9 protein-coding genes are annotated in these 10,753 nt (G+C 71.8%); 3 read left to right on the top strand and 6 right to left on the bottom strand.

What is annotated here, in order from left to right; genetic code table 11:
* Positions 1-198 (top strand): short-chain fatty acyl-CoA regulator family protein (locus tag ACFDTC_RS11695; protein ID WP_375259055.1); only part of this gene is annotated, 198 nt, incomplete at its 5' end.
* A gap of 89 nt (positions 199-287) precedes the next feature.
* On the opposite strand, the gene glmM is transcribed toward ACFDTC_RS11695, so the two are convergent.
* From glmM to ACFDTC_RS11665, 6 genes are all read right to left on the bottom strand, one after another.
* Entirely contained in the window at positions 288-1,634 is a 1,347-nt protein-coding gene (gene glmM / locus ACFDTC_RS11690; RefSeq protein ID WP_375259054.1) for a phosphoglucosamine mutase, read from the bottom strand.
* Positions 1,624-2,643: a dihydropteroate synthase gene (folP, locus tag ACFDTC_RS11685; RefSeq protein WP_375259053.1), complete on the bottom strand. Its 1,020-nt coding sequence runs from the start codon at positions 2,641-2,643 to the stop codon at positions 1,624-1,626. The genes glmM and folP overlap by 11 nt, the downstream gene beginning before the upstream one ends.
* Positions 2,644-2,682: 39 nt before the next feature.
* Positions 2,683-3,621, bottom strand: coding sequence for a dihydroneopterin aldolase (locus ACFDTC_RS11680; protein ID WP_375259052.1), 939 nt, complete (start codon positions 3,619-3,621; stop codon positions 2,683-2,685).
* 55 nt (positions 3,622-3,676) lie between these two features.
* Complete coding sequence (locus ACFDTC_RS11675) at positions 3,677-4,225, bottom strand: cell wall hydrolase (RefSeq protein WP_375259051.1); 549 nt, start codon at positions 4,223-4,225, stop codon at positions 3,677-3,679.
* 191 nt (positions 4,226-4,416) lie between these two features.
* Positions 4,417-6,972, bottom strand: coding sequence for a putative PEP-binding protein (locus ACFDTC_RS11670; RefSeq protein ID WP_375259050.1), 2,556 nt, complete (start codon positions 6,970-6,972; stop codon positions 4,417-4,419).
* A gap of 89 nt (positions 6,973-7,061) precedes the next feature.
* A complete protein-coding gene (locus tag ACFDTC_RS11665; RefSeq protein ID WP_375259049.1) occupies positions 7,062-8,855 on the bottom strand; it encodes a trypsin-like peptidase domain-containing protein in 1,794 nt (597 codons plus the stop codon).
* Positions 8,856-9,015: 160 nt separating this feature from the next.
* On the opposite strand from ACFDTC_RS11665, the gene ACFDTC_RS11660 reads away from it, so the two are divergent.
* Together ACFDTC_RS11660 and ACFDTC_RS11655 are read left to right on the top strand one after the other, a co-directional pair.
* Entirely contained in the window at positions 9,016-9,939 is a 924-nt protein-coding gene (locus ACFDTC_RS11660; protein WP_375259048.1) for a glycine--tRNA ligase subunit alpha, read from the top strand.
* Between the two features lie 58 nt (positions 9,940-9,997).
* The gene (locus tag ACFDTC_RS11655; RefSeq protein WP_375259047.1) at positions 9,998-10,504 is read left to right on the top strand and encodes a DUF6446 family protein; all 507 of its coding nucleotides are present in this window, start codon (positions 9,998-10,000) and stop codon (positions 10,502-10,504) included.
* The last annotated feature ends 249 nt before the right edge of the window (positions 10,505-10,753 follow it).

Here is a 10,753-nt window from a genome sequence, read left to right as displayed (position 1 = left end):
TGCGAGACGCGGCACGCGGCGCAGATCGTCTACGCCGACGGGCTGGACCTGCAAAGCGACCAGGCGTTCGAGCCGATCGGCATCTCCTGCCGGATCTGCGAACGCACCGCCTGCCACCAGCGCTCGGTCCCGCCGCTCGAACGCCGGCTCAGCGTCAGCCCCGACCGTCGCGACGTGCTGCCCTACCGGATCGCGTGACCGCCAGCGCTTCTTTGGTCCTGAAATATCCCGGGGGAGCCCGCGCAGCGGGCGGGGGCAGAGCCCCCGACGCCCTCTGAACCGGGGCCTCAGCCGGCGACCGCCTCGACCTCGGCGATGATCTCGGACACGATCCGGTTCATCAGCGCCGGATCCTCGCATTCCGCCATGACGCGGATCAGCGGCTCGGTCCCCGACTTGCGGATCAGCAGCCGGCCCTTGCCGTCCAGCGTCGCCTCGGCCTCGGCGATCGCCGCCTGGACCGACGCATGCTCCAGCGGCGCCTCGGACGGGTCGTAGCGCACGTTGCGCAGCAATTGCGGCACCAGCTCGAAACTCGCCGCCAGTTCCGACGCCGGGCGCCCGGTGCGCGCCATCTCGGCCAGGAATTGCAGCGCCGCCATCAGCCCGTCGCCGGTGGTGGCGTAATCGGTCATCACGATGTGGCCCGACTGCTCGCCGCCCAGGTTCCAGCCGCCCTTGCGCATCGCCTCGACCACGTAGCGGTCGCCGACCTGCGTGCGCTCCAGCCGCAGCCCGCGGCCGGTCAGGAAGCGTTCGAGCCCGAGGTTCGACATCACCGTCGCCACGACCGTGCCGCCCTTGAGGCGGTCCTCCTCGGACCAGCGGGCGGCCATCAGCGCCATGATCTGGTCGCCGTCGGCGATGGTGCCGTTCTCGTCGATCAGCACGATCCGGTCCGCGTCGCCGTCGAGGCAGATGCCCACATGCGCACCGGTCTCGACCACCTTGGCCGCCGCCGCCTGCGGCTTGGTCGAGCCGCATTCCGCGTTGATGTTGTGCCCGTCGGGCTTGACTCCGATCGGGATCACGTCGGCGCCCAGCTCCCACAGGACCTCGGGCGCGGTGCGGTAGGCGGCGCCGTTGGCGCAGTCGACCACCACCTTCACCCCGTCCAGCCGCAGGCCCGGCGGCAGCGTCGACTTCACCCGCTCCTGGTAGCGGAAGCGGCCGTCGTCGATGCGCTGGGCGCGGCCGATATTGGCGGGCGCGGCGGGCTCGACTCCCGCGTCGATCAGCGCCTCGATCTCGGCCTCGACCGCGTCGGACAGCTTGTAGCCGTCGGGGCCGAAGAACTTGATCCCGTTGTCGGGGGCGGCGTTGTGGCTGGCCGAGATCATGATGCCCAGGTCCGCGCGCATCGACGGCGTCAGCAGGCCCACCGCCGGCGTCGGCACCGGACCCAGCAGCAACACGTTCATGCCGGTGCTGGTCAGCCCGGCGGTCAGCGCGTTCTCGAACATGTAGCCCGACAGGCGCGTGTCCTTGCCGATCACAACGCGGTGCACGCCGTGGTGCTCGTTGCGGAAGTACCGCCCGACCGCGGCGCCCAGTTCCAGCGCCAGCTGCGCGGTCATGGGATGGGTGTTCGCGGTGCCGCGCACCCCGTCGGTTCCGAAAAGTTTACGCGACATCGCTGTCTCCCTCGCCCAGCGCGGCCCGGACGCGCAGCGCCTGGACCGTCTCGGGCACGTCGTGAACCCGCAGGACCTGAACGCCCTGCGCGGCGGCGGCCAGCGCCACGGCGACCGAGCCGGCCATCCGGTCGGCCGGCCGCTCGGTGCCGGTGATGGTGCCGATGAACCGCTTGCGCGACGCACCGATCAGCACCGCGCAGCCCAGCCCGTGGAACAGGCTCGCACCCGCCAGCAGCGCCAGGTTGTGCGCCTTCGTCTTGCCGAAGCCGATGCCCGGATCGACCAGGATCCGCGCGCGCGGGATGCCCTGCGCCTCCAGCGCCTCAACCCGGGTTTCAAGCCAGTCGTAGACGTCCAGCAGCACGTCATCGTAGCGCGGGTCGTCCTGCATCGTCTTCGGATCGCCCTGCGCATGCATCACGCAGGCCGGCAGATCGTGCTCCGCCACGAACGCGGCGAGCGTCGGATCGTGGGTCAGCCCCGAGACGTCGTTGACGATCGCCGCACCGGCCGCGACGGCGGCCTCGGCCACCGCGCGCTTGCGCGTGTCGATCGAGATCGGCGCGCCCAGATCGCCGGCCAGCGCTGCGATTACCGGGTGCGTGCGCGCGATTTCCAGATCGTCGGGGACCGTCTCGGCGCCGGGCCGGGTGCTTTCGCCGCCGATGTCGACGATGGCGGCACCCGCGGCCACCATGGCGCGCGCATCCGCGACCGCGGCATCCGCGTCGCGCAGCCGCCCGCCGTCGGAAAAGCTGTCCGGCGTCACGTTGACGATGCCCATGACATGCGCGCGGTCCATCGGCAGGCCGGCCACCTGCGCGCGCGGCGCGCTCAGCCGGTCCAGCCAGTCGCGCGGGACCTCCGACACCGGCACCCGCCGGGGCGCCGCGGCGCGGGCCAGGCGCACCGCCTCGACGAACCACAGCGCGCCGCCGGCCAGCGGCACGGCACCCTCCGGGCGCGGCCCGTCGCGTTGGGGCAGGGGGCGGAAATACTCGGACATGGGCGCGGTGGTGACCGATCGCGCGGTCTTTGGCAAGCGTTAGAGCGCGGCGTCGTCCAGCGTCGCGGCCCGCACCGGCACGCGCGCCGAGGCCGGCGGCGTCGCGCCCACGACCAGAAGCTCGCGCGCCTCCATGGCGCCCGCGAACCACGCCGCCAGCGCCACCGCGTCGCGCGGCTGCACCTGCGGTCCCTCGGTCGCGTCCAGCACGATCTTCGACGGCGCCCAGACGCAGAGCTGGCCGTTGCGCATCGCCCAGTCGAGCTCGGTCCGCGTGGCCACGACCTTGCAGCGCGCGTCGCGCGCGGCCAGGCTCCAGCCGTTCTGCTCGATCGCCAGCAGGTCGATCCGGCGCTGGGTCATCTTGTGGCCGGTCTGCGGCGCGGGCAGGTCGGGCGCGCCCACGCACAGCACCACCGGCGCGTCGCCCGAAAGCAGCGCGTCGATCCAGGCGCCCAGGCGCGGATCGGCGATCGCGTCGTTCGACAGGTACGCCACGCGCGGATGCGGCCGCGTCCGCGCCGCCTCGTCCGCCAGCGCTGTCAGATTGTCGCCGAAATCACGCCGCGTGCGCACGATCTCGACCCCGAGCGCGCCGGGGCCGCGGTCCAGCTTCTCGATCCGCACGAAGGCGCGCATCGCCTGCGGCTCCAGAAGGATGCGCTCGGCCACGCGCTCGGCCAGCGTCTCGAGCAGGTTCAGCCGCTCGGAGGCCAGCTCGTGCGCGATCGCCTCGCTCAGCCGGTCGTAGGACAGGATGCGGTCGACGTCGTCCTCGACCGGCGACGTCAGCGGCGCCACCTCGACCACCACGTCGAAGCGCAGCCGCTGCGTCGTGCCGCGCTCGGCCTGGAAGGCGCCGATCTCGGCCTCGAGCACCAGGTCCCGGACCATGATCCGGTCGCGCGGCGCCTCGCCGGCGGTGGCGATGGCGCGTTCCGAGGGGTGGGAAAAGGCGAGGCGGATCTCGTCGGCCATGACGGCTCCTTGGGCGGCGCGGGGCAGCCTGGGGGCGCGGCCGGACCGCGCGCCCCTAGCGGCTCGAGGATCGCCAGGTGTGGCGATAGAACAGGTGCGCGCCGATCTGCGCGGTGCGCTCGTAGACGTTCGCCCAATCGGGGTTCACCGCAGTGGTATGATAGTGGGTGGCGCCCTCGGTCAACTGGCCCGACCGGCCGTCGAGCACGGCGCGCGCCACTTTGGCCACACGGTCCCAGGCGCGTTTCTCGTGCACGTCCTCGGGCAGGCCGTCGCAGGTATAGGTGAACTGGCAGGCGAACTTGCGGCCGGTGCCCTGCTTGACCACGCCGCAGACGCTGTCGGGGAAGCGGCCGCTTTCGACGCGATTCAGGATCACCTCGGCCACCGCGAACTGGCCGCGGACCGATTCGCCGCGCGCCTCGAAGTACAGCGCCTCGGCCAGGCATTCCCACTGGCTGTCGCCGGTGGCCTCGGGCAGGGTTGCCAGCCAAGCCGCGTCGTAGCGCGGCATCCGGGGGGCGTCGGGGCCCATCAGCAGGCGGCCGAGATGGGCCGTCGCGGCGTCGTCCAGCGCCCGGCGTTCGAGCGAGATCAGCTGCATCGCCTTCAAACCGCCGCCATCCGCCATCGCGCCCCCGAAAGGAAGAATCAGAGCGGTGATAACTGCAAGTGCCCGTAACATAGGCGAAAACCTTCGGTCGTTGCGCCGCCTTGCTGCCCCGGGAGGGCCTGCAAAACGCCTGCTGATTACCGAAAGGTTACCATAACGTAAAGAATTGCCACTTTTTTGGGTTAATTTTGCAACGCATCGCGGATGGCCAGCTGGGCCGCAGCCAGCCGCGCCACCGGCACCCGGAAGGGCGAGCAGCTGACATAGTCCATGCCCGCCGCGCGGCAGAACGCGATCGAATCGGGATTACCACCATGTTCGCCGCAGATCGACAGGGTTATGCCCGGACGTGCGTGTCGCGCCCGATCGGCGCCGATCTTCACCAGCTCGCCCACGCCCTCGTGGTCGAGCACGTGAAACGGATCCTCGCGGAACACGCCTTCGGCGACGTAGGCCTGCATGAAGCGCCCGGCATCGTCGCGCGACAGCCCGTAGGTCATCTGCGTCAGGTCGTTGGTGCCGAAGGACAGGAAGTGCACGTGCTGCGCGATGTCGCCGGCGCGCAGGCAGGCCCGCGGCGTCTCGACCATAACGCCTAGCCGGTAGGTGAAGTCGCGGCCGCGCTCGGCGCGGACGGCGGCGGCGACGGCGTCGATGCGCGCGCGCACGATCTCGACCTCGCGCCGGGCCGAGACCAGCGGCAGCATGATCTCGGGCACCACCGGCGCGCCGTCGCGGCTGGCGTCCAGCGTCGCCTCGAAGATCGCGCGCGCCTGCATGTCGTAGATTTCCGGCACGGTGATGCCCAGCCGCACGCCGCGCAGGCCCAGCATCGGGTTGTACTCGCCCATCGACTCTACCCGGCGGGTGACGTCGCTCACGGCCATGTCCAGCGCCTCGGCCAGGTCGCGCAGCCCCGCGCGGTCCGAGGGCAGGAATTCGTGCAGCGGCGGGTCGAACAGGCGGATGCAGACCGGCATGCCCTCCATGATGCGGCACAGCTCGACGAAGTCGCCGCGCTGCATCGGCAGCAGCAGCGCCAGCGCCTCCTGCCGGTCCTCGGGGCTGTCGGCGAAGATCATCTCGCGCATGGGCGTCAGGCGGTCGGCCTCGAAGAACATGTGCTCGGTCCGGCACAGGCCGATCCCCTCGGCGGCGAAGTTGCGCGCGGTCAGCGCGTCGGCGGGCGTGTCGGCGTTGGTGCGGATCGCGATGTCGCGATGCGCGTCGGCCCAGTCCATCAGCGTGGTGAAGGCGTCGTCCAGCGCCGCCTCGACCATCGCGGGGCTGCCGGCGAGGATCTCTCCGGTCGTGCCGTCGACGGTGATCGTGTCGCCCTCGCGCAGCAGCCGTCCGTCGGCGCAGGCGATCTGCCGGCGCTCGAAATGGAAGCGGATGCGCGATGCGCCCACGACGCAAGGTAGGCCGAGGCCGCGGCCGATCACCGCCGCGTGGCTGGTCATGCCGCCGCGCTCGGTCAGCACCGCGCTGGCGGCGTGCATGCCGCGGATGTCCTCGGGCGTCGTCTCGCGCCGCACCAGGATGCACGGCTCGTCGCGGGCTGCGCTGGCCTGCGCGTCGGCGGCGGTGAACACGATCCGCCCCGAGGCGGCGCCGGGGCTGGCCGCCACGCCGCGGCCGATGACGTCGCGCGGCGCGCCCGGCGCCACCTGCCGGTGCAGCAGCTCCGAGATCGCCCGCGGCTCGATCCGCATCACCGCCTCCTGGCGCGAGATCACGCCGTCCTCGGCCATCCGCACGGCGATGCGCAGGCCCGCCCGCGCGCTGCGCGGCACGCGGATCCCGTCGAGGATGTGCACGCGGCCGTCCTCGATGGTGAATTCGATCTGCATCTCCTCGCGCAGCCGCTCACGCATGCGGGCGGCGTGGCGCTTGAGGTCGGCGAAGGCCTGTGGCGCCAGCTCCTCCAGCGACGGCCCGCGCGGATCGCGACCCAGGTACTGGCTCGGCAGCCCGCGCTCCAGCGCCTCGCGCCCCTGGCTTTGCGACAGGTAGCGCCCGGTGATCTGCGGCTGGCCGGTTTCCGGATCGACCAGCTGCAGCACGCCCGAGCCGCATTCGCCCGGGCCCACGCCCAGCGCCATCTCCTGCACCACCAGCCCCAGGCCCGCATCGGCCGGTGCGCCGCGCGCCTGGCGCAGGATCCGCGCGGTGGTGCCCTCCCACGCGCGCGCCATCGAGCGCAGGACCTCGGACAGCTGGACCACCGGGTCCTGCGGGAACGGCTCCTCGGCCTCGTCCTCGTAGGCGGCCAGCGCGGCCTCGAGCGCGTCGGGTTGGCCCGCGTCGCGCCCCTCGAAGCTGTCGGGGTCCAGCCGCGCCACGTGCAGCGCGTAGGATTCCACGAAGCGCAGGTAGAGCGCGCGCGCAGCCTCCGCGCCGATCCGGGGCGCCAGCGCGCGGCAGCGCGCGTCGGTCATGCCGATGTTCAGGATCGCGCCCGGCCCGCCCCAGTCCGGATCGCCCGAGGACGGCCGCACGCAGAGCAGCGCGCCCGGATCGAAGCCCGCCACCAGCGCGCCGATGTCGGGCATCCGCCCCGCGGCGATGCCGTGCACCGTCGCGAAGGACAGCGCCACCGTGCGCGGCAGCGGCATCTCCAGCCGCACCAGCCGCTGCAGGCATTTCGCGCGCCCGCCATGGCTCGCCGCCGCGACGGGCGCGGTCGGCGTGATCTCGGTCACATGAGCGTCAGGCGGGGGGGCGGCGTGGTCCATGCGGCCACACTCGCCCCGCGACCCACCGCGTGGCAAGGCGCGACGATACGTCCCCGGTCAAGATGCCGCACCGCGGCATCACGCCCGCGTCAGTCCCAGCAGCTCACCAGCACCGTCATCTCGGCACCCACGCGCGTGAGGTCCTCGGGGTCGAGCGCCGCGCTGCCGCCGCGCGCCTGCGCGTCGATACCGGCTCGGCGCAGGAAGGCCAGGATGTCGTCGGTCTTGGTGGCGAAGCTGACGTCCTGCGGCAGCCGCTGGCTGTCGTCGCCGTCGCGCGGCAGCAGCATGCCCAGCACGGCGCCGCCGTCGTCCATCACCGGACCACCGGCGTCGCCGGGCTGCGACGCCAGCGTCAGGCGCTTCATCGCGGCCTCGCCGCGCAGGCCCTGCAGCTCTTCCAGCGTGCCGAAGGTCAGCGTCGGCGCGCCCAGCACGCCGCCGAAGGAATAGCCGGCGACCGCGACCTCGGATTGCAGGCGCGGCGGGTCGGCGCGGAACTGCGCCACGCGGCGCGGCGCCAGCGACGCATCGGGGCGCAGCACCGCCAGCCCCAGTTCGGCGTCCTGCGCCACCACCTGCGCGTCGTGCTCGCTGTCCAGCGTGACGCGCGAACAGCCCTGGACTGCGGCCGTGCTGGTCAGCACGCGGCCCGCGCGGTCGACGAAGAACCCCGACGCGGTGCGCACCGGCTGGCGCACGCGCAGCCCGGCCACCAGGTCGACGTCGCGCGCATCGGGCACCGCCTCGGGCGCCTCGAGCACGCCCGGCCGGCGCGAGAAACTGTCCTGCATGCGTGCCAGAACGCGTTCCCGGCGCGCCTCGTCTCCGGCCGGCCAGATCAGGGTGAAGCCCTTGATCGCGCCGTCGGCCAGCCCGACCTCGGTGTGACTGACGATCTCGTCGTTGGCGCCGGTCAGCACGAAGCCGTCGCCATCGCGGTTGCGCTCGCCCTCGACCGGCACGATTTCCAGCGTCTGCATGATCTCGTAGAGCCCGCCCAGCGTCTGCCGGTCGCCGGGGCGGCTGATCAGCAGCACCCGCGCGCCCAGGTCGGTGGTCGGCTCGAACGTGGCGAAGGGCGGCTCGTAGCCGTCGAAGGCCACCACGCCCTGCGGGATCTCCATGGCGATGCCGGCGCGCTCGTCGACGTAGGTGGCGAACCCCAGCCCGTCGAAGACCGAGTTGTACTGGTCCAGCAGCGCCGCGCGCTGCGCCGTGGTCAGGATGCCGGTGGTCTCGTAGCCGTTCGCCTGCTGCCAGCTTTGCATGGCGCCGCGGGTGTTGGGACCGAAGGCGGCGTCGATGCGGCCGTCGTAATGCCCCGCCCAGCGCAGCGCGATCTGAAGCTGCTCGCGCTCGGCGCGGGTCAGCTCGCGCTCGGCGGCGCGGGCCTGCTGCGGCGTCTCGGTCACCGGCGCGGGCTGCTGCGCCGTCTGCTGCTGTTGCTGCTGGTCCTGCGCGGCGTTGGCCTGCGCCAGCCGCTGCTCGAGCTCGCTCGCCTGCGTCTGCGCCCCGGACGGTGCCTCCAGCCGCGCCATCGTCTGCGCGCGGGTGGCGCCCGGCGGCCAGACCTGCTCGTCGTAGCGCGTCGCGTTCTGCACGTAGCTGTCGGGCGGGATCTGTCCGCGCCCGCGCAGGTTCGCCAGCACGCGGGCGGCCTCGTCCTCGGTGTAGGGACCCAGCGCAATGCCGTACCAGCCGCCGCCCAGCGCGAAGCTCGCCACGTTGCCGAAGGCGCGGCCGAAGCGTTCCGCCGTGTCCTGCGCGCCGGTCAGGCTCGACTGCGCCTCGACCTGGATGAAATATGCCTGCTGCTGTGCCCGTGCCTCGTTGTACGCCGCAACGGTCAGCGCCCCCGCCAGCGCGAGCGCTGCCATCATTCGTCTCAGCATCGTCCGGTCTGCCTTTCCCCGGTTGGTGCGACCCCTGTCGCGATAGTGTTAACATAAGCGCGGTCCGGTGCATCCCCGAATCCGCGCCGCTCATTGACCCCGAGGGCCCGCTTGCCCTATCAGGCCGGCGACCGGACCGGAGAGCGTCATGCAGGCAACCACCGACAGACCGCGCAGTTTCCAGGAAATCATCCTGCGGCTTCAAAGCTACTGGGCGGCGAAGGGCTGCGCGGTGCTTCAGCCTTACGACATGGAGGTCGGCGCGGGCACGTTCCATCCGGCCACGACCCTGCGTGCGCTGGGCTCGAACCCCTGGGCGGCGGCCTATGTGCAGCCCTCGCGCCGCCCCACCGACGGGCGCTACGGCGAGAACCCGAACCGGCTTCAGCACTATTATCAATTTCAGGTGATCATCAAACCGTCGCCCCCCGATCTGCAGGATCTGTACCTGGGATCGCTGGCCGCGATCGGCATCAACATGGGCCTGCACGACGTCCGTTTCGTCGAGGACGACTGGGAAAGTCCGACCCTGGGCGCCTGGGGTCTGGGCTGGGAGGTCTGGTGCGACGGCATGGAGGTGTCGCAGTTCACCTACTTCCAGCAGGTCGGCGGCCACGACTGCCATCCGGTTTCGGGCGAGCTGACCTACGGGCTCGAGCGTCTGGCGATGTACGTCCTCGGCGTCGATCACGTGATGGACATGCCCTACAACGACCCCGACAGCCCGCAGCCGCTGACCTACGGCGACGTCTTCCGCCAGACCGAGCAGGAGTATTCCCGCTGGAACTTCGACGTGGCCGACACCGCCGTGCTGCTCGACCACTTCCAGGAGGCCGAGGCCGAATGCGCCCGCATCCTGGGCCAGGACGACGCTGACCCGAAGACCGGCAAGACCATCGTCATGGCCCACCCGGCCTACGACCAGTGCATCAAGGCCAGCCACATCTTCAACCTGCTCGACGCGCGGGGCGTGATCTCGGTCACCGAGCGGCAGGCCTATATCGGCCGCGTGCGCGGGCTGGCGAAGATGTGCGCCGACGCCTTCGTGCGCACCCCCGCCGGCGGCGCCTGAGCATGGCGCGCCGGTCCCCCTCGTTCGCGGCGCTGCGCCGCGCAGATCGGAGATAGCCGTGCACGCCGGAAAGATCGTCGGCCTCGTGCTGATCCTGAGCGGCCTCGCCGCCGGCATCGGCATGTACTACCTGCAGGTGTTCCACTACTACGAAGAGGCGCCGATCCAGGACAACGTCCGGCTGACCGGCTCGGACGGGGCGCCGATCGACCTGCCGGTGCGCGACTTCCGCGCCATCGACGCAGAAAGCTCGCCCATCCGGTTCCGCGCCTGCTTCCGCACCGACGCCAGCCCCGGCACCCTCGAGGCCGAGCTCTACCCCGGCGCAATCCCGCGCCGCGCGCCGTTCTGGTTCGACTGCTTCGACGCCAGCGCCATCGGCGCCGCCATCGACGAGGGCCGCGCCCGCGTCTTCACCGGCCAGCGCAATCGCGAGTTCGGCATCGACCGCGTCGTCGCGATCACCGAGACCGGGCAGGGCTACATCTGGCACGAGGTCAACGATTGCGGCGACCGCGCCTACGACGGCTCGCCCCTCGGGACGGACTGCCCCGCCCGCGACTGAACCGCCACGACGGGCCGCGCGCGATCGTCATGGAACCCGCACCCGGGCCAGCGGCGTTCTCCGTCCAGGGCATGTTCCGTGCCCGCGAAGGAGGTTCACGCCCATGTCCGACAAAGCTCCCGCTTGGGTCGTCCCGGTGATGCAGGCCGGCTACGCCGCCCGCGCGATCGTCTACGTCACCGTGGGCGTGCTCGCCCTGATCGCCGCGATCTACGGCGGACAGGCGCAGGGCACCACCAACGCGCTCGC

Source organism: Citreimonas sp. (assembly GCF_042096055.1).
Taxonomy (GTDB): domain Bacteria; phylum Pseudomonadota; class Alphaproteobacteria; order Rhodobacterales; family Rhodobacteraceae; genus Citreimonas.
Note: the sequence above shows the minus strand (reverse complement) of the source record. Positions and strands in the feature narration are given on the sequence as shown.

Coding starts and splice junctions, on each gene's coding strand:
- glmM (WP_375259054.1), bottom strand. CDS start 1,634: ATGTCGCGTAAACTTTTCGGAACCGACGGGGTGCGCGGCACCGCGAAC.
- folP (WP_375259053.1), bottom strand. CDS start 2,643: ATGTCCGAGTATTTCCGCCCCCTGCCCCAACGCGACGGGCCGCGCCCG.
- ACFDTC_RS11680 (WP_375259052.1), bottom strand. CDS start 3,621: ATGGCCGACGAGATCCGCCTCGCCTTTTCCCACCCCTCGGAACGCGCC.
- ACFDTC_RS11675 (WP_375259051.1), bottom strand. CDS start 4,225: ATGCAGCTGATCTCGCTCGAACGCCGGGCGCTGGACGACGCCGCGACG.
- ACFDTC_RS11670 (WP_375259050.1), bottom strand. CDS start 6,972: ATGGACCACGCCGCCCCCCCGCCTGACGCTCATGTGACCGAGATCACG.
- ACFDTC_RS11665 (WP_375259049.1), bottom strand. CDS start 8,855: ATGATGGCAGCGCTCGCGCTGGCGGGGGCGCTGACCGTTGCGGCGTAC.
- ACFDTC_RS11660 (WP_375259048.1), top strand. CDS start 9,016: ATGCAGGCAACCACCGACAGACCGCGCAGTTTCCAGGAAATCATCCTG.